Origin of the sequence: Alcaligenes sp. 13f, from assembly GCF_020496585.1 — a bacterium.
Taxonomy (GTDB): domain Bacteria; phylum Pseudomonadota; class Gammaproteobacteria; order Burkholderiales; family Burkholderiaceae_B; genus Alcaligenes; species Alcaligenes phenolicus.
The window spans coordinates 1-21,818 of sequence record NZ_JAHKKC010000039.1; the positions used below are offsets into that span (position 1 = coordinate 1).

The following is a 21,818-nucleotide window of genomic DNA, read 5'->3' on the forward strand; positions in this document are numbered from 1 at the left end:
TTCACGCGCCTGCGAGCTTGCCCCCGGCCCGCAAACGGCCTGATGGTGTGATCTGAGGCCTGATCGACCGAAAACCGTAGAATCGTGAGCGACACCTCATCGCCTGGGCGGGAGAACAAAAAAATAAACCCCAGGGCGCAAAACCAGGGGTTTATCAGCAGTCTGAGGACGCCAGTAGGCGTCCTTTTTTATTTCGGGAACCTGTCAGATATCGCTGTTGTTGGCGAGGGGGGAAAAGCCGTCGCAAAATCTGGGTTCAAGTGTTCAAGTGTTCAAGTGTTCAAGTGTTCAAGTGTTCAAGTGTTCAAGTGTTCAAGTGTTCAAGTGTTCAAGGTAACTATTGGCACTCTCCGTATTTTTGAAAAAGCCGCCTCTGTTTCAGCCTTTAGCAAAGAATGCCTCAGTTTTCTTGAGGGGGAGCCGCTAGTCTGCAGGCGGGGCCCTGGCCCGTGCTGCGCACGGGTACCCTTGTCTCTTGAGCTATCCAGGCGCCCCGTGAACTCGCGCGATAGCTCGTCCCCCGGACGAGCTATAAGCGTCGCGCTCAAACAGCACGGGGCTTGTATCCTGGATAGCTCAAGAGCCTGCGGCCAGAACCCTGACTCGCCTGCAGACTAGCGGCTCCCCCTCAAGAAAAGGCCATGCCGATTCAGGTTCAAACAGGTCCTTGCCCAAAGATGTTCTCTTTTTCGAACAGCCTCAGACTCTACGGAAACAAAAAAGCGCAGCATTTTTGCTGCGCTTTTTTCATCGAACCAAGCAGATAGTTAGCTACGGCTGGCCAGTGCCGGAAACTCGGCAAAATATCCCCGGATGCCGGTCAGAATGGCTTGGGCAATCTTGTCCTGATGCGAAGAACTACGCAGTAGACGCTCTTCTTCCGGATTACTGATAAATGCCGTTTCGATCAGAATCGATGGAATATCGGGTGCTTTCAGCACAGCAAAACCAGCGCGTTCAACATTGCGCTTGTGCAGGCGGTTGATCTTGCCGATCTCGCCCAGCAGGCGCGAGCCCACTTTCACCGAATCGTTAATCTGTGCGGCTGTGGACAGGTCCAGCAGAATCTGTGCGACCTGACGGTTGTGGGAACCCAGGTTCAGACCACCGATCAAGTCAGCATCGTTCTCTTTCTTGGCCAGCCAACGGGCCGCCGAGCTGGTTGCACCGTTCTGGGACAGGGCGTAGATGGACGAGCCACGCGCACTGGGCTTGATCCAGGCATCAGCATGAATACTGATGAACAGGTCCGCTTTCACCCGACGCGCTTTCTGTACACGCACTTGCAGCGGCACGAAGAAGTCCGAGTCGCGCGTCAAATAAGTACGCATATTGGGCTGCGCATCAATCAGACGCTTCAAGCGGCGGGCGATATTCAGCACCACATCTTTTTCACGGGTACCACCGGGGCCGATGGCACCGGGGTCCTCTCCACCGTGGCCGGGGTCCAGCGCAATCAGCAAAGGACGATTGGGAGTACCCGGCGTGGCTGCAGGCGAAGGGGAGCGCGGTGGAGTCGTGACAGGAGGCGGCGTACGAGCGACGGGCGGCAAGGTTTGCCCTTGTACCGTGGGCACAGGAGCATCAGGCGAGTTTTGAGCCAGGCTTTCCAGGACGGAAGCCAGGGGGTCGTTATCGTCCTGAATTTGCAAGGCCAGCAGCGGGTCTTGCGCCACACGCGGGTACAAGTCCAGCACCAGACGGTACTTGTATTCGCCAACGGGCTTGAGCGTAAAAATCTGGGGAGCGACGGCCTGTTTCAGATCCAGCACCAGACGCACGACGTCGGGGCGGTTCTGGCCCACGCGCACGGAGCGAATGTAGGGGTCATTGGGGCGGACCTTGGAAACCAGCTCCTCGATGGTGCGGTTCATGGTCAGGCCCTGGATGTCCACCACCATGCGATGGGGGTTTTCCAGTGTAAAGTGCTCGGCCTTGAGCTCGCTATCCATTTCCAGGGTGACGCGGGTGTATTCGTCTGCCGGCCAGGTACGGACGGCCACGATGGTGCTGGCGTTCGCCAGCCGCGGTATGACGGGAAGCAGGAACAGGGTGGTGGCCGTGGCGACGAATCGGCGACGGGCCTTGCCGGCTGGGGCTACTTCTGCAGGCTGGGGGCGAGTGTCGTAATCCATAGCGTTCCTTTGGCGCTGCGTGCATCCAGGGTGGCCAAACGACCGTCACCGCAATAATCCAGGTGTAAATCCAGATCGGGCTCGGGCAATAAATCCCCTGCTTTTTCGGGCCATTCGATCAGCACAACAGCATTGTCTTGCAAAATATCGCGAAAACCTGCGTCGACCCATTCTCGTGGATCGCTAAATCTATAAAAATCAAGATGATAGAAGTATAAGCTAGAAACTTTATAACTTTCAAGCAAAGCGTAGCTAGGACTTTTGATACGACCGGTAACGCCACAAGCCCGTAACAGGGCCCGAACAAAGTGGGTTTTACCGGCGCCCAGGTCACCATGAAGATGAATTCGGCCACCCACAGGCACACCGGGAACCTGACCGCTTAGCAGCGGGGCAAGGCGCTCGGCCAAGGCGGTGGTGGCGTCCTCGTCAGGCAAGGACAGGGTTAAAGCTTGCGGATTCATAGGCTTGGATCAGGTAGCGAGGGATAACCACAATGGAATGGTCAAGCCCGCTAGTATAGTGCCGATCGACATGGTCAGCGCGACCAGACGGCTATCGGCTCCCATGCGGGCAGCCAGTACGTGGGCAGAAGAGGCCGTAGGCAGGGCAGCAAATACCAGTAACATCTGGCGCTCCAATGTGCTCATATCCAACACCCAGGCAATTGCCAGGGCCGCCAAGGGCAAAGCCAGCAGCTTGATGGCCGTAATCCAGCCGATCAAGGCCCCGGCACGCCGCGAGCCTTGCAGGGACAAGGTGGCGCCTACACACAACAAACCAATCCCCAAGGCACAAGCCCCCAAGCGGCTAAAGGCCAATTGAACCGGGCCTGGTACGGACAAACCAGCCAGATTCCAGGCCAGTGCAGCAACAGTAGACAGAATCAGGGGATTTTTAAGCAGCTCGATGGCGATACGGCCTTGCTGCCCCCGCGCCAGCACGGTCACTGCCACCATATTGGCCATGGGAACAGAAAAGCCCACCAGCAAAGCCATGACAGCGACACCCGATGGCCCGGCAATCGCACTGGCCAGAGACATCCCCAAATAGGTATTGAAGCGAAAGGCGCACTGAGTCAGGGCCGCGTGCTGCAAATGTTCGGGTTTCAGAATGGGCAGGGCCAGCCAGGCCAGAACCGTGCCTACGGCAATTAAAACAGCCGCAGCGACCAATAAAGGCCAGGTATCGCCCAGATTGAGCGGAATGCGGGTAATGGAATCAAACAGCAGGGCTGGAAACAGGACGTAATAGACTAGCTTCTCCGCACCCTGGAAAAAATCCCGGCTGAAATGAAAGCGATGCAGCAGTAAAGCCCCCAGTGCAATTAACAGGAAATCGGGCAGAATCAGCGGGAATATTGTGGCCATGATGAGGGTAAATAGAAGCAGATATAGGTATATCCCCTGTAGGTATCTGCTTTCAGAATTAACAATTGATGGGGATTAGCTGCGCTATTATTGGTTAGTTCCCCTTACCCAGGGGATGGATCTACAAAAAGACTAAAGAGGAGATGTTCCCATGATAGAGAAGTTTCCCAAGAAATTTGCGCTGCTATCCCTTTGTGCAAGTTTGTCCATGATCGGCACGGCTAATGTCGCTCATGCTCAAGCGGATTATCCTAATCAAGCGATTCGCGTCATTGTTCCTTTTGCGCCAGGCGGCTCCACCGATATTGTGGCGCGCATTGTGACCAAGGGCATGAGCGAAGTGCTGGGCCAGTCCATGGTGGTAGAAAACAAGGGTGGTGCCGGTGGCGCTATTGGAGCGGCAGAAGCGGCTCGCGCCAAACCTGACGGCTATACCTTGTCAATTGCCACCATTTCGACTCTGGCAGTGAATCCCGCTTGCCGCCCCAATGATTTGCCTTACGACCCCTTGAAAGACTTTGTGCCGGTCAGCAACTTTGCCAACCTGCCCAACGTGATCGAGGTCAACCCCAAATTCCCGGCACAGAACTTCAAGGAGTTCGTGCAGCAACTGAAAGACAATCCAGGTAAGTATTCTTACGGCAGCTCGGGCACTTGCTCGGTGCTGCACTTGTTTGGCGAAGCCTTCAAGCTGGAAACCGGCACCGACATCGTGCACGTGCCTTACCGTGGTGCCGGTCCGGCTGTGACGGATGCGGTCGGTGGCCAGATCAATGCCATGTTTGATAACTTGCCGTCGTCCATGGCCCAGATTCAGGCTGGCAACTTGCGCGCACTGGCGATTGCCTGGCCCGAGCGTCTGCCTGCTCTGAAAGATGTGCCGACCTTGGCCGAAGAAGGCTACCCGCAGTTGAACAGCCCGGCCTGGTATGGTCTGCTGGCTCCCAAGGGTACGCCGCCTGAGATCGTTGCCAAGCTGCATGCCGCTGCCGCTGAAGCCTTGAAGAAGCCCGAAATTATTTCGGCTTTGGAAAAGCAGGGAGCAACACCGTCGGGTAACTCGCCTGAAGAGTTCGCCAAGGAAATCAAGGAGCAGTACGACTGGGCCCACGACGTGGTCAAGAAAGGCAATATCAAGCTGGAATAAGCCTTGAACTTTAAATGTCAGCCATAAAAAAACCGGCCTGTGCAGGCCGGTTTTTTATTTCAGCCCCAAGGCCTAGCCGCGATTGGCTTGCAGCACGGTCAAGGCCGTCATATTAATGATGCGGCGTACGGTGGAGCTGTAAGTCAGGATGTGTACAGGAGCATTGGCGCCCATCAGGAAAGGACCGATGGCCACGTTGCTGCCAGCAGCGGTTTTCAGCAGGTTGTAGCTGATATTGCCAGCGTCCACGTTCGGGCAGACCAGCAGGTTGGCCGAGCCTTTCAGCGAAGAGTTAGGCAAGGTGCGGCTGCGCAGGGCTTCGTCCAGCGCGCAGTCGGCGTGCATTTCGCCGTCCACTTGCAGTTCGGGAGCCTGTTCCTGAATCAGCTTCAGGGCCTCGCGCATCTTGGGACCGGAAGCAGCCGAGTCCGAACCGAAGTTGGAGCGCGACAGCAGGGCGACCTTGGGTTCCAGGCTCAGCGTGCTCAACATGCGGGCGGCTTCAATCGTGTATTCCGCAATTTCCTGTGCGTTCGGGTCGTCGTTGACGTGCGTGTCAGTCAGGGCAACGGTGCGCTCGCCCAGCAGCAGGATGTTCATGGCGGCGTACACGCTGGAGTCGGGTTTGCGACCGATCATCTCGTCGATGTAGCGCAGGTGGTTGTGGTAGGAACCGATCGTGCCGCAGATCATGCCGTCGGCATCACCCAGGTGCACCATGGTCGAGCCAATCAGGGTCAGGCGGCGACGCATTTCCACGCGAGCCATTTCCTTGCTGATACCGCGACGGCACATTTTTTCCCAGTACGTGGTCCAGTACTGGTGGAAACGGTCGTCAGACTCGGGGTTGGTCACTTCCACATCCACGCCCAAGCGCAGGCGCAGACCAAATTTCTTGATGCGGGACAGCAGCACGGCAGGGCGGCCAACCAGAATCGGGTGGGCCAGCTTCTCGTCCACAATCACTTGCACGGCACGCAGCACACGTTCTTCTTCACCTTCGGTAAAGACGATACGAGCCTTGCCGCCTTCGCGCACCAATTGCTTGGCTACGGCAAACACGGGCTTCATGAATGCGCCGGAGTGGTAGACAAACTGTTGCAGCTTGGCGATGTAGCCTTCCAGGTCAGCGATAGGGCGGGTTGCCACGCCTTCTTCCATGGCGGCCTGGGCCACAGCGGGGGCGATGCGCACGATCAGACGTGGGTCGAATGGCTTGGGGATCAGGTAGTCGGGGCCAAAGCTCAGGCCGTAACCACCGTAGGCAGCGGCCACGGCTTCGTCTTGCTCTTCTTCAGCCAGAGCCGCAATCGCGCGGGCAGCAGCTTTTTCCATGCCACGGGTAATCGTGGTGGCGCCCACATCCAGCGCACCGCGGAAGATGTAGGGGAAGCACAGCACGTTATTGACCTGGTTCGGGAAGTCCGAACGGCCGGTTGCCATGATCACGTCATCGCGAGCGGCTTTGGCCACTTCAGGCAAAATTTCGGGGGTGGGGTTGGCCAGCGCCATCACGAAGGGACGGTCTGCCATTTTCTGCAGCATTTCAGCTTTCAGTACGCCACCGGCGGACAGGCCTACGAACACGTCAGCATTTTCGATGACATCAGCCAGCTTGCGTGCTTCGGTTTCTTTGGCGAAACGGGCCAGTTCAGGAACCTGGTGACCAGGGCGGCCTTTGTAAACCACGCCGTCAATGTCGGTGACCCAGACATTTTCTTCGGGCAGGCCCATGTCCACCATCAAGTCCAGGCAAGCCAGTGCGGCCGCACCGGCACCGGAGGTCACAACCTTGATCTTCTTGATATCTTTGCCGACCACTTTCAGGCCGTTCAGGAAAGCCGCCGTCACGCAAATGGCGGTACCGTGCTGGTCGTCGTGAAAGACGGGGATGTTCATGCGTTCGCGCAGCTTGCGCTCAACTTCAAAACACTCGGGTGCCTTGATGTCTTCCAGGTTGATGCCACCGAAGGTGGGCTCCAGACCGGCGATGATATCCACCAGCTTGTCGGGATCGGTTTCGTTGATCTCGATGTCAAACACGTCCAGGCCAGCAAATTTCTTGAACAGAACGGCCTTGCCTTCCATCACGGGCTTGGAAGCCAGGGCACCAATATTGCCCAGACCCAGCACAGCGGTACCGTTGGAGATCACGCCCACCAGATTGCCCCGGCCGGTGTAGCGGAAGGCGTTTTTCGGGTCGACCACGATTTCTTCGCAGGCGGCAGCAACACCAGGGGAATAGGCCAGGCCCAGGTCACGTTGGCTGACCAGGGGTTTGGTCGCGGCAATGGTGACTTTGCCGGGAATGGGGAACTCGTGGTAATCCAGGGCGGCTTGTCGATCTACAGGTGAACTCATCGTGTCCTCTTGCTCAGGCGCCAAACAGGTGTTTGGTGAAATCCAGGGAAGGCGTGGCGAATAGTGCGCCAGCGCCGGCTTTCAACAAGTGTAGATAATTAAACAGTCCGCAGTATTAGGGCTTATTATTGCCCTATTAGTAAATGCTTATAGATAGGGGTAAAGGCTTGGAAACAAACGATATCGCCCATCGCCTGGTACAACGACTCAGGTTGCGTCACCTGGCTCTGCTGATCGAAATCGACCGCTTGGGCTCGCTGACCAAAGTGGCGGATTTAATGGCGATGACTCAGCCTGCGGTCACTCAAGCCTTGGCCGAGGTGGAGCAAGTCTTTGGCACACCGCTATTCCTGCGTTCATCGCGTGGTATGGAGGCAACAGCGCAAGGGCAGATCGTGATTTCACGTGCTCGGGCCATGGTGCAGGACATGGAGTTGTTGAGTCTGGACTTGCAGGCGCACAGCATGGGGCGGCAAGCACATTTGCGGCTGGGGGTGATTCCCCTGGTGTCCGGCAAGCTGGTTTCCACGGCCTTGCGGGTAACTCGCCCTCAAGGGCAGGTCGTGTCCGTCAGCATCACCGAAGGGCTAACGGAAACGCTGCTGGAACAACTGCGTGATCACGCTTTGGATGCAGTGGTGGCGCGCAGTTCTCCGGACTTGAATATGAAAGGGCTGCGCCATGAAGCCTTGTACGCGCAGCAACCACGCCTGATTGCCAGCCGGGAACTGGCGGGGCGATTGGGCCGACGCAAGTTGGATTGGGCGCAATTGCAGGATCTGGACTGGATTCTGGGACCGCGCAATACCCCGATGCGGCGGCAGGTGGCGAATCTGTTTTTGCGGGCAGGCTTGTTGGAGCCGGTGCCTAGTGTGGAAACCTCTTCACCCAAGCTGATCGGTGAACTGATCGTGAATCACTCCCGTGCCGTGTCTGTGGTCCCGACCGAAATTGCTGAAGAACTGGTGCGCGTGTCCGGCGTGGCGATTGTGCCGTACTCCTTTGAGTGGGGCTTGTCGCCTATTGCGCTCTTTACGCGGGTGGCCGGCCAGCAGCGTCCGGTAGACAAGCTGTTCGCGCAGGAGCTGAAACGGGTGTGTACTGATAAGACGGTGCCTTTGGAGCGGGGGGCTTTTTTCTACTAATGTCGTTCTGTCTGCTGCGGGCTGATTGCTAGTGTTACACCGTGAGCGCCCTATGCTGAGCGGGCCGGGCAAGAGCTGGAAGCAGGATGTCATACCTGCTCAAAAAACCGGAGCAGCTCAGTGGTAAGAACCACCCCCCGCTTGTATGCCCAGGAGTCTGGAAGGGGGGGGCGGTGTGCATCGCCCGGTTGATTGATGCCGGGGCTATGCAAGCAGTGGCTTACTGGTTCACATACCAGATGGCCTTGGTTTGCTGGTACTGATCCAGGGCTTCCATTCCCTTGTCCTTGCCGCCAAAACCGGACAGTTTGAAGCCGCCAAAGGGCGCGGTGATATCACCTTCGGAAAAGCCATTTACCGAAACGGTGCCTGCCTTGATTTTGCGCGAGACACGCTGCGCCCGCCGTATATCAAGCGTGTAGAGGGAGGCGGCCAGGCCATATTGGGTATCGTTTGCCAAGGCGATGGCTTGCTCTTCTGTCTCGAAGGTCGTGATGGCCAGAACGGGGCCGAACACTTCCTCCTGGAACAGGCGGTCTTCCGGGGTGATGTGATCGAAGATGGTGGGCTCGATATACCAACCACTGCCCAGGTCACTGTGAATGCGCCCCCCATGAACCAACTTGGCGTTTTTGCCGGGGTTCTGCAGAAAGCTGGCCACTTTTTCAAAGTGCGCTTGTTCTACCATCGGCCCGATAGACACATCCGGGTCCGTAGGCAGACCTACTTTCCAGGAGCTTAGCCCCTGTTTGAGTTTTTGCAGTAGCGTATCTTTCAGGCTGCTGTGTACGATCAGGCGGGAGCCGCAGCTGCAGTTTTCGCTCATGTTCCAGAATGCGGCCGCCAGGATGGACGGAACTGCTTCGTCCAGCAGGGCATCCTCAAAAACGACCTGGGGGCTTTTCCCGCCGCATTCCAGCACGACCTCCTTCAGATTGCTTTCCGCGGAATACTTCAGAAACAGGCGACCCACTTCGGTGGAGCCGGTAAACGACACAATGTCCACGTCCCCGTGGCGTCCCAAAGGCTCTCCGACTTCCTCGCCTGTGCCTGTGATCAAGATCAGGGCTCCTGCGGGAACGCCTGCCTGATGTGCCAGCTGTGTCATGCGGTAGGCGCTCAGGCTAGTCAGCTCGGACGGTTTCACAATGACTGAATTGCCGCACACCAGCGCAGGGGCAACTTTCCAGGCGTACATTTGAGCCGGGAAATTCCAGGGCAGGACGGCCGCCACCACACCAATGGGCTCCTTGGTGATCAAACCCAGTGCGTCGGAGCCGGTTGGGGAAATTCGACCAAAGCATTTATCGGCCGTCTCTGCATACCAGCTGAAGGTATCGATGGTGGCGGGCATGTCGGTGTTCAGACATTCGGTGATGGGCTTGCCGGCATCCACGCAATCGAGTGCGGCCAGTTCCTCGGCGTTTTGCTCCAGCAAGGCTACCCATTTGAGCATGATCTTTTTACGGTCTGCCGGAGACAGTTCAGACCACTCACCCGACTCAAAACTTGTGCGTGCGGCAGCCACCGCCGCTTCTACATCCGAGGCTTGGCCGGCAGCGATTTTGCCAATTACGGCCAGGTCGATAGGGCTGACGTTATCGAGCAGGGCCGAAGCCGTGGTTTGATAGCCAGGAATCAAATGGGAAGCGTGCAGCTTTCCGGCGCGGGCCAACTCAAAGACAGTCTCTTGTTGCGTGGGCATTCAAGCCTCGTGTTCTACTTGATAAGCGTTGATCTGGGCCAGGAAGTCATCTCGTTCCTGCGCGTCGACTGGCAGCAGAGGCAAGCGTACCGAACCGACATCGATGCCGTGACGCACGCAGCCCAGTTTGGCTTTCTGGTTGTAGTTGCCAGACTCCATGGCGGCAATGGCGGGCAACATGGCAGCCATCATGCGACGTACCGTGTCCCAGTCTTCTTGCTCGGCGGCTTTCAGCATTTGGACCTGCTCGGCCGGAAACACATTGGCTCCGCCACTGATCCAGCTGCGCACGCCCCAGAACAGGAAATCGGCCGCCTGGTCATCGCAACCACAAACAACCTGAAAATCGGGCAGATTGGCATTGACCATGGCAACCACCCGGCTGAAGTTGCCGCTGCTCTCCTTGATGCCCACAATGTTCTTGACCTTGGCCAGTTCGTAAACGGATTCAAGCTCGATCTGGATGCCAATGCGTGCCGGGAAGTTGTACATGACGATGGGCAGTTCAGTGGCCGCGGCGACCTCCTTGAAATACGCCACCACTTCATTCTGGCCGGGCAGGCTGTAAGGGGTGGGAGAGAGCATCAGTGCCTCATACCCTAGCTCTTCCGCTTCACGGATTCGGCTGATGGCTTCGGCAGGCGACATGGAGTTCACGCCGGCAATCAGTGTTGTGCGGCCACGGCCAGTTCTGGCAACAATCTCCAGTACGCGGCGACGCTCCTGTGCACTGAGCGCGTAGTATTCGCCCGTGGTTCCACAAGCCACGATGCCGCCTACTCCGGCTTCAATAAAACACTCAACCAGACGTTCCAGCGCAGCTTCGTTTAACTGGTTGTTGGCGTCAAAGGGGGTAACGATGGGAACGAGGATTCCGTTCAGATTCATGATGTCTCCAGATTATTAATAGTTGATCTATCGGTTTATTCAATGACTTTGCGGGTGAAGGCGCTGAGGTAGGCCATCAGCGTCTCGGAGCCCTGCAAGGCCTGTTCAGGGTTTCCATCCTGGATGCCTTCGGCCAGGGTCAAATGAGCTTGGGCTCCGGCCTCCAGGTCCCCTTCATATTGATAGGCGTACCAGAACCGTCGGCACTGAACGATCATGGGAGTGACCGCTTGCACAGCAAAGGTGTTGCGACAGGCCTGGTGGATGACTTCGTCCAGATGCTGGTCGGCCAGCATGTAGGCGTCGATATCCTTGGCGTCGGCAGCATCCACCATGGCCTGGGCGTGACCGAGCAAGGCGCTGCGCTGGGCTGGAGTCGCCCAGCGGGCGGCACCCTGCACAATCAGGCGCTCCAGGACACGGCGCGTTTCAATCAGAGTCAGATGTTCAGCCACACGGATTTCACTGACACGCAGACCGCGGCGGGGCTGTTGCTCGATCAATCCCAAGGCCACCATGCGCATCAGGGCTTCACGCAAGGGGGTGCGTCCCAAACCTGTCATTTCCACCAAATCACTTTCTACAATGGCCTGACCAGGCTCCAGTTTGAGAGTGGCAATTAACTGCTCAATCGCTTGATAGGCGATTTCAGCGGCACGAGAAGAGGGGGTGGGGGCGCTACTCACGGAGACTCCAATATAAAAATTGCGTTAAAAGCCGGATACTTGCTGGGGTAGCCAGGTGGCAATCGCCGGAAACAGGGCGACGATCAGCAAGGTCAGCAATTGAGCAAGAATAAACGGCACTACACCTCGACAAACTTGTCCGTAGGTCATGTCTTTCGGGGCAATGGACAGCAGGTAGAAAATGGAAGAGGCCAGAGGCGGTGTCAGATAGCTGGTCTGAATGACAACGATCACCATCACGCCAAACCATAAGGGGTCCAGCCCGCTTGCCACAATAAAGGGCAGGAAAAGCGGAACGCAAATCAGCACGTTCGCTGTCCAGTCCAGTACAAAGCCCAGCAGAAAGACGATGCCCAGGAACAGGATGATCGTACCTGTACTGCCCAGTCCCAAGTCGCTGGTCAGCATCTGTACCAGCTTGGCACCTCCATTGGCCGCGAAGGCGCCGGTAAACATGGTGCCTCCCGCCACGATCAGCATGATCATTGCCGTAATGCGTACCGTAATCCGCAAGGCTCCACTGAAAACTTCCCAGTTGAACTGACGGTAGAAGATACAAAGAACAGCGGCGGCGGCAGCGCCCAAGGCGGCGGCCTCGGTGGGTGATGCGATCCCTTTCATCAGGGAGCCCAGAACAGCGATGATCAGCAGCATCATGGGAACCAGACCACGCATTGTGATACTGATTTTTTCCCCTAAAGGTCGGCGCATATCCTCGTCATCTGCCCGTGGGCCCAGCTCCGGCTTGAGCGTGGTGGCGATCAGGATGTAGGCCACAAAGAGCGTGGTCATCAACAGGCCCGGAAAGAGCATGGCAGCAAACAGCTCGCCAACCGGAACCTGTGCCAGGGAGGCATAGACGACTGCGACCACCGAGGGAGGAATCATGGTGCCCAGGGAGCCCCCGGCGCAGATCGTGCCCGCGATCAGCGAGTTGTTGTAGCGAAAGCGCTTCATGGCCGGGATGGCCATCAGCCCCACCATAATTTCTACCGCGCCAACCACGCCTGCTGCAGCGGCAAAGGTCGCCGCCATGGCGATGGTGGCAATGGCCAGCCCGCCTGGCAGGCCGCCCAGCCATAACTGCATGGTGCGAAACAGGCGTGCGGCAATGCCCGAGCGCTCCAGCAGGGCTCCCATCAGCACAAACATGGGAATCGCTGACAGGATATGGTTGGTGGCCGCTCCATACAAAGCACCATACATCTGGTCAAAGACCATGGGGCCAAAGGCGTACCAACCGGCCAGAAAAGCGGGCAGGATCAGCGCAAAAGCCACGGGCATGCCCTGAAAAATCAGCAGGAACAGAGCAGGGAACATCAGTCCGGCGATCCATAAATTCATGGGCTCACCTCGACGTCAGCAGTGTTCTGTTCTTTGACCGCACAGCGCAAGCCATGGGCCAGCAATTGCAAGGTAAAGGCGATCAGGCCAATGGCAATGCAGGCGTAGAAGGGCCACATCACCGGGGCCCAGGGGCTGACCATTTCGACTTCGTTCAGCTTCCAGGCCATCCAGGCTTTCTGTATCCCGACTTTGCTCAAGATGGCAAACAGCGGAAACAGCACCAGCAGGTACAGGAGCACATCAGACATACGGGCCAGGGACTTGGGCAAGTGCTTGCGAACCACATCAATGCTGATGTGTTCGTTCTGACGCATCACCCAGGCCATGCCCAGCAGAAAAATAGCCCCATTCATCATGTACGCCACATCAAAGGCCCAGACGGTGGGGGCATGCAGAACATAACGGGCAAAGACTTCCCATACCATGGCGGTGACCAGGATTGCCGCCGCCATTTCCGCCAGCCGAGCGCTTGCAAGAGCGATAAAGTCGATCAGTTTTGAAATAGGCTGCAGCATGGCAGCTCTCCTTCAGAAAGTGGGACTTAGTCTCGGATCAGGTAATTGCTTTCACTGCGCCAACGGTTCAGGAATCCGTCGTAATCAGTCAGCAAATTCTTCATGTAGTCGTTGCCCGATTGCGCTTGCGCTTCGGCTTTCTTGTGTACCCAGTCATTGCCGGCATCCGCCAATTGCTTGATGAAGGCCGGGTCCAGAGTGATGACTTCATTGCGACCCTGGTGGTACTTCTCCATGGCTTTGATGTCGGCGTTGTAGAAGTAGTCCAGGGATTGGTGGGTGGTCAGTTCGGCAGCGGCCTCGATCAGTTGCTGCAAATCGGCCGGCACTTTATCCCAGGTTTCCTGCTTCAGGACGACTTCCCACATAAAGGTGGGCTGATGCACACCAGGGACCACAATGTATTTGGCGGCCTGATGAAAACCTTCGGGGGTATTGGAGGAGGGGGTAGCCCATTCCACCGCATCGACCCCTTTGCGCTGCAACAGGGTGTACGTGTCGCCGGGTGGCACCACGGTGGGAACGGCACCGAAATAGTCTTTCATTACGTCCGCCCAGGCACCGGAAGTGCGATATTTCAGGCCTTTCAAGTCCTCTGCAGTTCGGATGGGGGTGTTGGAGTGGGCCAGCACTTCCGTTGAACCCAAACCGACAATCATGGTTTTGAGACCGTTTTTGGAACGCAGCTCCTGCAGTTTTTCCTTGCCGCCGCCTTCATACAGCCAGACGCGATAAGCATCAGGTCCCATGCCACCGGGGTAGCCAGCAAAAATGGCATTGGCCGGGTCCTGGTTGACCAGGTAGCTGGAGGTGGAGTGCCCCGCCTCTACCACGCCGGTCTCTACCGCTTCAAAAACTTTAAGGGCGGGAACAATAACACCTGCTCCAAAGGGCTGAATCTCGACACGATCCCCCGTCATGAGCTTCACGTTCTTTGCAAAACGCTCCAGAAAATTCTGATAAAACGGGGAGCCTTCGGGTACGGAAGTTGGTACGCGCCAACTGATTTCGGCCGCTTGCGCCGAGGCCACGCTGCTCAGCAGAAACAGGCCGGCCAGGGTGGATGCAACAAGTTTGGATTTCATGTTTGTCTCCGGTGGTTTTTTTATAGTCCAGCTCCGTCGCAGGCTGGCGGCCAGCGTCAAAGCATGGGATGGATCTTAATATTTTCTAAATATATTAACAACATATTTAGATTGGGGTTTGTCCTAGAAAGAGCCGGAGGTGGCTTGCTGATTGGGTTTCGGTGTTCGTTTTGGATGGTGGAAGGACAGGGTAAGGGCGTTCCAGACCTGGTTCTGACGCGGATTTTCAGCGGTGAAATCATTCGTGATGCGGATTTTTTCATGCTTGTTTGAAGCACTGCGGGGCAGCCTTGTTGAGCTGTTTCAATCCTTTCGTCCCCGCGGTCTAGCTGGTACACTTTGCGACTGCTTTTTTAGAAGCGCACGGCGGCAGGACAGGGTCTTTGGACCGTTCTTTTGCTGTAGCACTTTCGGTAGCAGCAGGCAGGAAAATAGCTGGTTTTTTACGAACAAGAGAGGGCGTCGAATCTACTCTTGCGTGTTGTAAAGCCTGGATTCCTGCGGTGCATGTAGTGTCTGGCCCGCCTGGGCCCACTGCGCAGACAAGCCACCGGGCCCATAGTTAATGGAGTTTTCTACACCACTTTATCCTTATAAAACAACGAACTAAGAAAGTGCTGTAGCAGTTTTGTAGCAGTTGACCACCGAATGGTGGTTTTTTTTCGCCTATTGAATGGGCTGGTGTGAGCCTGGAGCTATCTATTTCACACGCCGGTGGCCATGCTCCCGAGATGACATTGCGTAGCGAACCTACACCGGATGATTTGCTGGTCTTGTTAGCCGGTGGCCAGGAATGGGCATCATTGTGGCCGACGCTTTTACTCCGTCAGAGAGAGCCTGTGAGTACATGGCCAGGCACAGAGTGAGGGAGTTTTAGGGGCAAGAAATACTCAGGCCGAAAAATTCAGGTAGGCCGTGGGAAAAGTGTAATCTCTGTAATCTTTTTCTGAATATGGCTTGAAAGCCTTTATTCATGCCGGATTCAGCTAACTGTCAGAGTGTAATTTTTATGTAATCAGACCGTAATTAATTACACTATAAAAATGTAATTTATCTATTTTGGTAATTCTTTATTTATCAAAGGCTTATGAATAAATTACAGTTTGGATTACGGTAAATTACGGTTTGACCGTAACCTGATTTTCCTTTGAATATCAGTGGGTTGAGATATGATTTTTGGTGAGATTACGGAGATTACACTTTTCCCACGGCCTACCTGGATTTATGGTTTGGGTGCTTGAGTGGCGATGGGCTGTTTACACCCTTCAGGCTGCGTCAAAGTGCGTTAGGGTTGTGTACCCCTTATTCCTTCTGAGCCGCGCCAATGGCGGGCCTCCCAGGGCTTGAAGGGTTGCGTTAAAAGGTGCTTATTCGGTGAGCGTCGCAGGCGCGGAGGGGACGGCGATTGAGAGGCCAGAGTCGCTGTGCTGTTTGTATTTCGTTATGCCCGTCACTGACGCACCGAATTTCACCCCTGGCAAGTGGGGAGTAGGTGGGGTGGTTGTAGATAGTTATGAGAATGAGATGATTTTTCGCTGTTTGAAGGTAGGCCCGTGAGTGAGGCATACTGACCATGGACCGCATGGGATATGAGGAAAATTTGATGGCGCGAGAAATGTTGGGGTTTATTGAGGAACTAGCCCAGAAACAGGTGGGTTTTTATGTATGGCACGATGCACCTGGTGGACAGCGAACAATCGTCCTTAAAGCTGTTGAGGTCGCTGAGTACGCAAGTGACCCCGTAGGCTTTTTGGCAAAGCACTACGGGGTGCCCAAGGATGTATATGTGGGCTGGCAACAAAATGAATACAAGGTGCTGTGTGCTGGTACCACCCAGAAAGGCAGTCAGTGTCAGAATACGGTTCCAGGGCTTAGTGACACAAAGACACCCAAAGAGTGGTGGGAAGGACAGGGCGGGTATTGTTCGGTACACATCTAGGCTGTGTCTTTCAGTTGGTAGGGGTGGAACCGTACCACCTCTATTCCTATCCATTCATTAATTGAGCTGAGCCTATTTTGTAGGGGTTCCAGTTCGTTTTTGGCGAATACCTCTGCCGCTGGCACCACTGACCCAAACCCACCAGTTACGGTAGGCATGACCCCCATCAGTTGCGGCGGCACGCGGTGTGCTGCAAGGATGTCGTCGCGTGTCACGTTCTTGATGTTGAAGAATTCGTCCTTTGCCGCAACTTCTGATAGTGGAATGACTTGCAGGCCTTTCTCTTTCCCGCCTGGTGCGTACATGAACAGGTTGCGGAAATTACCCACGCCCTTGCTGCTTTTGACGGCTTGACGAAGCGCGTTGATGTCCGTGTCATTGTGAATGGCATCGGTCACATACATGATGTAGCCCGCGTGCGAGCCGTTCTTGTAATAGCGGCGGCGGAACAAGGTGGCCTCTTCATTCAGCCAGGCTGACGACAAAGCAGACAGATATTCAGGCACCCCATAGATCTCTTGATGCAGATCCGGCTCACGCTGTTGATAGACCTGGCCCGGCTCGAACCAGTGCTCTTTGGCCCAGGAGTGAAGAAAGACGTAGCGGTCTTCTTCCTGGCTTGCCCGCCTGACGTATTTACCCAGTGCCGGTTTGAGCTTGATTGGTGCGCCCAGGCGATTGCGACGTACTTCAAGATAGCTGTTGGCGAGAGTCAGGTAGTCCAGCACATAGGCACTGAAGTCCTCGCGGCTGAGCAGTGGATGCGGGATAAAGGCGCTGGCCAGGATGTTGCGCTTCACATAGATGGCGGAGCTGTGGTGTGGGCTGGCACGAAATGAGCGGGCCAGGCCATCCAAGGACACTGGCGGTTCGTACCACTTTCCAGCATCCAGTACCTGGAAGTGTTCCATGATGCGGCTTTTATCCAGGACGGATTCAGGCTCACCAAACGTAAAGGCTTCAATGCCTGGTTGCTCAGCCTGTACCTGGTCTGGCGTTTCGGTGACTGCGTTCATTCGCTAAACTCCAAAATATTGGCAGACGACTCGGTACTGCCGTGTAGCGGTTCGTGATAGATGGCATTCATGCAGGCCCAGGCCAGATCGGCGTGGCCTACGGCGCGTGTTCGTCCAGAGGCATAGGTCGCTTGGCGACCGCTTGGCGTGAGCTGCTTGCGGATAGACAGGAACGACTGGGCCAGGTCAACGGCACCGGCGTCAAACTCAAACCGGCCATTGCGCATGACGTTCTGCATTTTGAGCACCATCTCTGTTTTGACTTCGACCGAGTAGTTGATTGCTACTGCAGCCGGGAAGAACTTGCGGACCAACTGATAGACGGCCCCGCCCATGCCGGTGGTGTCGATGCCGATATGCGTGACGTGGTATTTGCCGCAGAGCTTCTGGATCTCGGCGGCTTGCTGTTCGTAGTCCAAGCCTTTGAACTGGAGCCGTTCAAGCAGTCGGAATTTGCCGCCAGGGACCGCAGGCGGGGCCAGAACGACACAGCCCTGGTGGTCCCCGGTGTCGGCTGGGTCGTAGCCGATCCAGACCTCGCGATTGCCAAAGGGGCGTGCAGCATGGGGTTTAAGGTCAGTCCAGACCTCCCACGAATCCACCATGCAGCGCTGCAACAGTTGGAGCGGGAATACCGATTTGGTGTCGTCCAGGAAGATGCACAGCAGCAGGTTCTGAAACTCTTCCTCGGTGTATTCGAAGTTGCGCAGCTCCTCGATGTCGAAGAGGTCGCAGCCGCCTTCTTCCGCGTCGTAGATCGTGACGATCTGACGCCAGATCCGGTCAGCACACAGACGGCCCATTTTGAGCGCGTTGTGGCTGACATCCATTTTGATGGTGGACTTGGCCTGGATCTTGCTCAGCTTTTCCCCGGACCAGAACGGGTAGGCCTCATGGCTCATGGCCGATGGTGTTGAGAAATAGGTTTTACGCCATTTCTTGTGAATGGCCATGCCGGAGGCGACTTTGTTCAGCTGCTCAAAGTTCGGGATCCAGAAAAACTCATCTACGTACAGATTGCCGTGGTAGCTCTGTGCGGTGCGAAAGTTTGTACCCAGGAAGTAGAGCGTGGCCCCATTGGACAGCACGATGGGATCACCGCGCAGCTCGATGTCCAGTACCTCCCGCACAAACGCCAGGATGTATTGCTTGAAGACGTGAGCCTGGGCCTTGGATGCAGAGATAAAAATCTGGTTGCGACCTGTCAGCAGGGCGTCCAGCAGGGCTTCCCGTGCAAAAAACCATGTAGCGCCGATCTGGCGCGACTTCAGAATGATGCGTGTGCGCTGGTTCTTGGATTCCCACCATACCCGCTGGTACTGAAAGATCGACCCTTCAAAAGCCTCGACCAGTTTGGCGATTTGCTCGTCTGTCAGGTGGTTCTTGCGAGGTTTTTTACGCGGCTTGCTGTTCTGGGCGGCCAGGTTCGGGTTTAGGTCGACCTCGTTGCCCTCCGCGCCCAAGTATTTACGCACCCGAGCGTAGCGTTCCATCTGGCGGCCAAGCAGGTCAATCTCTTTGTAATCGGATCCGCTCTTGTTGGGGTTCAGGACGAGCTGCACCATGCGGCATTCCGTAGCACCCTCAATACGCTCCAGGGCGGAGGCTGAGTCCCAGCCATCACGGCTTTTCCACGATCCCACGGTAGACCGGCGCTCGCCCAGGTGCTGGGCAATCGCTGTTAAAGACCAGCCTTGCCAGTACAGAAACTTGGCCAGGCGGCGGTTGTCGTGATCGTGTTCTACGGTGAGCATGCCGCCAGAATAGGCAGGCCCCTCCTAATTAAACACTGTCTGATATTCGCCATCGAACATGGCGAAACCCGCTTGCTTGAGGCATCAGGCTGGCGAGGCAATCATGTCCCTATCGTCGTCAAACACAGCGAGCAAGGCATGAAATTCAAACCCAAGTTTTTCCGTGTGGCCACCGAAGGTGCGGCTACAGACGGGCGCACGATTACCCGCGAATGGATCCAGCAAATGGCCGCCAGCTACGATCCGAAGAAGTTCGGCGCTCGTATCTGGCTGGAGCACTTGCGTGGGATTCACCCAGACAGCAGCTTCCGCGCCTATGGCGACGTGTTGGCGCTTGAAGCCCGAGAAGGCGAGGGTGGCAAGCTGGAGCTGTTCGCTCAGCTGGATCCTACTGATGAGCTGGTTGCGCTGAACAAGAAGCGCCAGAAGGTTTACAGCTCCATCGAAATTAATCCTGACTTCACTGGGTCGGGCAAGGCCTATTTGACCGGCCTGGGCGTCACGGACAGCCCAGCCTCTTTAGGTACAGAAATGCTGCAGTTTTCCCAGCAGCAGGCCGACAACTCACCGCTGGCGGGGCGCAAGCAGGACAAGGGCAACCTGTTCAGCGTGGCTACGGCATTGGATCTGGACTTTGAAGAAGACCATGGCGAGCAGCCATCCCGTCTTTCTGAGAGCTTGAAGAACCTGAAGGCCATGTTCAAGAAGCAAAACAAGGCAACGGATCAGGATCTGACCGAATTGGTCGATTTGGTTGGGGATGTGGTCAAACACAGCGCCGAGCAAGAGCAGGAACTGGCGAGCGTTCAGACTGCATTCAAGGACCAGGGGGAAGAGCTGGCTGAGCTGCGCAAAGACTTCAACAGCTTTAAGCAGCTCATCGAAAGCACCGATGCCGGTAAACAGCATCGCCCTCCTGCCACTGGCGATAACGGCCTGGTGCAGACCGATTGCTAATCCCCATCATCGAATCACGGAGCAATATTCATGCGTAACGAAACCCGCATTGCCTTTGACGCTTGGCTGAACCGCCTGGCCTCTTTGAACCATGTCCAACTGGCTGCTGTCGTCAGTAAGTTCACTGCTGATCCAAGCGTACAGCAGACCATGGAAAACAAAATTCAGGAATCCAGCGAGTTCCTGAAAAGCATCAATCTCTTTGGTGTGCGCGAGCAGGAAGGCGAGAAAATCGGCCTGGGCATTGGTGGTCCCATTGCCAGCACGACTGACACGAAAACCAAAGAACGTCAGCCCAAGTCTGTGGCCGAGCTGGACAACAACAAATACCGCTGTGAACAGACCAACTACGACACCTATGTGACGTATGCACAGCTGGACCAGTGGGCCAAGTTCCCTGACTTCCAGGTACGCCTGACGAACATGATTTTGCAGGCCATTGCGCTTAGCCGAATCACCATTGGCTTTAACGGCATCAGCCGCGCAGCTACGTCTGATCCTGCTGCCAATCCGCTGCTGCAGGATGTGGGCATTGGTTGGTTGCAAAAGCTGCGTACCAAAGCCCCTCAGCGCCGTTTGTTTGAAACGGACGCAGGCACGGGAGAGTTGAAGGTCGGTAGCTCAGCCGAATACAAAAACTTGGATGCGGTCGTGTTTGACCTGGTCAATAACATGGTCGACCCCTGGTATCAGGAAGACACCAAGCTGGTGGCCATCTGCGGCCGCAAACTGCTGGCCGACAAGTACTTCCCCTTGGTGAATAGTAGCCAAGCACCGACCGAGCAGCTGGCCGCCGATCTGATCATCAGTCAGAAGCGTATTGGTAATCTGCCTGCCGTTCGTGTGCCGTACTTCCCGCCGAATGCGATTCTGGTCACACGCCTGGATAACTTGTCCCTGTATTACCAGGAAGGCGCACAGCGCCGATCTGTGATCGACAACCCCGCCCGCGACCGGATCGACACGTTCCAGTCGTCCAATGATGCCTACGAGCTGGAAGACTACGGCTGCGCGGCCCTGGCCGAGAACATCACCCTGGTTTAACGGAGGTTGATATGAGCAGCCCAGCACAACGGCGCTTTGAGACTGTGACTGCCGCAATGGCGGCTGCACAGAGTGATCCAGGCGAGAGCCTGGCCGGTAATACGGCCTATGAACTGATGCTGGCCAAGTTGGATGCTGACCGCCGTCGGCTCAAGGACATCCAGAGCATCGAGCGCAAGATCGAGGTCAAGCGCGAGATCCTGCCCGAATACGAAAACTGGATCAATGGTGTTTTGGATGCCGGGCGTGGTGGTCAGGACGATGTCCTGGTGACTGCGATGGTTTGGCATCTGGATGTGGGCAGCTTTGATGAAGCGCTTCGCATCGGTCACTACGTGCTCCAACATGACCTGGTCCTGCCCGACCAGTATCAGCGCAATGTCGCCACCGTTTTGGTGGATGAAGTGGCGGATACGGCACTGGCCCAGCAAAAGGCGGGCAAACCATTCCCGCTGCAGGTGCTGTTGGAGATTGAGCGCCTGACCACCAGCCATGACATGCACGACGAGGCCTGCGCCAAGCTGCATAAGGCGCTAGGCGCTGCGTTGTATGACCGTGGCGACCTGCGCGAGGCACACCGGCACTACACCCGAGCGCTGGAGTTGAACGACAAGATAGGCGTTAAGCGCCTGCTGACCGAGATTGATGCGGCGCTGGCTAAAGCGTCTGCATAAACCGTGCTCCCCGAGCCTGGGCGGCGCGGGTCTGAAGCAGCGCCTGATGG

The 21,818-nt window shown here is 56.2% G+C and carries 18 protein-coding genes; 6 read left to right on the forward strand and 12 right to left on the reverse strand.

Features of this window, described 5'->3' with window-relative positions; all coding sequences use genetic code 11:
• Positions 1-767: 767 nt before the first annotated feature.
• Genes KOE80_RS19350 through KOE80_RS19360 form a run of 3 tightly spaced genes read right to left on the reverse strand, consistent with a single transcriptional unit; the run spans position 768 to position 3,505 of the window.
• On the reverse strand, positions 768-2,135 hold the full coding sequence (locus KOE80_RS19350) for an N-acetylmuramoyl-L-alanine amidase (RefSeq protein ID WP_009461284.1): 1,368 nt from the start codon (positions 2,133-2,135) through the stop codon (positions 768-770).
• Positions 2,099-2,599, reverse strand: coding sequence for a bifunctional alanine racemase/tRNA (adenosine(37)-N6)-threonylcarbamoyltransferase complex ATPase subunit type 1 TsaE (locus KOE80_RS19355; protein ID WP_009461285.1), 501 nt, complete (start codon positions 2,597-2,599; stop codon positions 2,099-2,101). Before KOE80_RS19355 ends, KOE80_RS19350 begins: the two co-directional genes overlap by 37 nt.
• Positions 2,600-2,608: 9 nt before the next feature.
• A complete protein-coding gene (locus KOE80_RS19360; RefSeq protein ID WP_009461286.1) occupies positions 2,609-3,505 on the reverse strand; it encodes an AEC family transporter in 897 nt (298 codons plus the stop codon).
• 208 nt (positions 3,506-3,713) lie between these two features.
• On the opposite strand from KOE80_RS19360, the gene KOE80_RS19365 reads away from it, so the two are divergent.
• Complete coding sequence (locus KOE80_RS19365; RefSeq protein ID WP_022983479.1) at positions 3,714-4,652, forward strand: tripartite tricarboxylate transporter substrate binding protein BugE; 939 nt, start codon at positions 3,714-3,716, stop codon at positions 4,650-4,652.
• A gap of 72 nt (positions 4,653-4,724) precedes the next feature.
• Here the strand turns inward: KOE80_RS19365 and KOE80_RS19370 are convergent, their stop codons facing one another.
• The gene (locus KOE80_RS19370) at positions 4,725-7,013 is read right to left on the reverse strand and encodes an NADP-dependent malic enzyme (RefSeq protein ID WP_035271015.1); all 2,289 of its coding nucleotides are present in this window, start codon (positions 7,011-7,013) and stop codon (positions 4,725-4,727) included.
• A gap of 143 nt (positions 7,014-7,156) precedes the next feature.
• Between KOE80_RS19370 and KOE80_RS19375 the strand changes: the two genes are divergently transcribed.
• Positions 7,157-8,158: a LysR substrate-binding domain-containing protein gene (locus KOE80_RS19375; protein WP_226349778.1), complete on the forward strand. Its 1,002-nt coding sequence runs from the start codon at positions 7,157-7,159 to the stop codon at positions 8,156-8,158.
• A 220-nt stretch (positions 8,159-8,378) separates the two neighbouring features.
• On the opposite strand, the gene KOE80_RS19380 is transcribed toward KOE80_RS19375, so the two are convergent.
• From KOE80_RS19380 to dctP, 6 genes are read right to left on the reverse strand one after another with little or no spacing between them, the layout of a single operon-like run.
• Positions 8,379-9,863, reverse strand: a complete 1,485-nt coding sequence (locus tag KOE80_RS19380; protein ID WP_226349779.1) for an aldehyde dehydrogenase — start codon at positions 9,861-9,863, stop codon at positions 8,379-8,381.
• On the reverse strand, positions 9,864-10,751 hold the full coding sequence (dapA, locus tag KOE80_RS19385) for a 4-hydroxy-tetrahydrodipicolinate synthase (protein ID WP_226349780.1): 888 nt from the start codon (positions 10,749-10,751) through the stop codon (positions 9,864-9,866). It lies immediately after the preceding gene.
• A gap of 35 nt (positions 10,752-10,786) precedes the next feature.
• Complete coding sequence (locus KOE80_RS19390) at positions 10,787-11,437, reverse strand: GntR family transcriptional regulator (RefSeq protein ID WP_035271006.1); 651 nt, start codon at positions 11,435-11,437, stop codon at positions 10,787-10,789.
• A gap of 24 nt (positions 11,438-11,461) precedes the next feature.
• Positions 11,462-12,781, reverse strand: a complete 1,320-nt coding sequence (locus KOE80_RS19395; RefSeq protein WP_226349781.1) for a TRAP transporter large permease — start codon at positions 12,779-12,781, stop codon at positions 11,462-11,464.
• Positions 12,778-13,299: a TRAP transporter small permease subunit gene (locus KOE80_RS19400; protein ID WP_009461299.1), complete on the reverse strand. Its 522-nt coding sequence runs from the start codon at positions 13,297-13,299 to the stop codon at positions 12,778-12,780. The genes KOE80_RS19395 and KOE80_RS19400 overlap by 4 nt, the downstream gene beginning before the upstream one ends.
• Positions 13,300-13,325: 26 nt before the next feature.
• Complete coding sequence (dctP, locus tag KOE80_RS19405; protein ID WP_226349782.1) at positions 13,326-14,384, reverse strand: TRAP transporter substrate-binding protein DctP; 1,059 nt, start codon at positions 14,382-14,384, stop codon at positions 13,326-13,328.
• 1,573 nt (positions 14,385-15,957) lie between these two features.
• On the opposite strand from dctP, the gene KOE80_RS19410 reads away from it, so the two are divergent.
• A complete protein-coding gene (locus tag KOE80_RS19410) occupies positions 15,958-16,323 on the forward strand; it encodes a hypothetical protein (protein WP_226349783.1) in 366 nt (121 codons plus the stop codon).
• Here the strand turns inward: KOE80_RS19410 and KOE80_RS19415 are convergent.
• A complete protein-coding gene (locus KOE80_RS19415; protein ID WP_226349784.1) occupies positions 16,320-17,339 on the reverse strand; it encodes a phage portal protein in 1,020 nt (339 codons plus the stop codon). The genes KOE80_RS19410 and KOE80_RS19415 overlap by 4 nt on opposite strands.
• Positions 17,336-19,093: a terminase large subunit domain-containing protein gene (locus tag KOE80_RS19420; protein ID WP_226349785.1), complete on the reverse strand. Its 1,758-nt coding sequence runs from the start codon at positions 19,091-19,093 to the stop codon at positions 17,336-17,338. Before KOE80_RS19420 ends, KOE80_RS19415 begins: the two co-directional genes overlap by 4 nt.
• A 72-nt stretch (positions 19,094-19,165) precedes the next feature.
• Here KOE80_RS19420 and KOE80_RS19425 point away from each other — a divergent pair, with 72 nt between their 5' ends.
• From KOE80_RS19425 to gpM, 3 genes are read left to right on the forward strand one after another with little or no spacing between them, the layout of a single operon-like run.
• Positions 19,166-20,050, forward strand: a complete 885-nt coding sequence (locus KOE80_RS19425) for a GPO family capsid scaffolding protein (protein ID WP_226349786.1) — start codon at positions 19,166-19,168, stop codon at positions 20,048-20,050.
• Positions 20,051-20,080: 30 nt separating this feature from the next.
• Complete coding sequence (locus KOE80_RS19430; protein WP_226349787.1) at positions 20,081-21,094, forward strand: phage major capsid protein, P2 family; 1,014 nt, start codon at positions 20,081-20,083, stop codon at positions 21,092-21,094.
• Positions 21,095-21,105: 11 nt separating this feature from the next.
• Positions 21,106-21,768: a phage terminase small subunit gene (gpM, locus tag KOE80_RS19435; RefSeq protein WP_226349788.1), complete on the forward strand. Its 663-nt coding sequence runs from the start codon at positions 21,106-21,108 to the stop codon at positions 21,766-21,768.
• Positions 21,769-21,818: the final 50 nt, after the last annotated feature.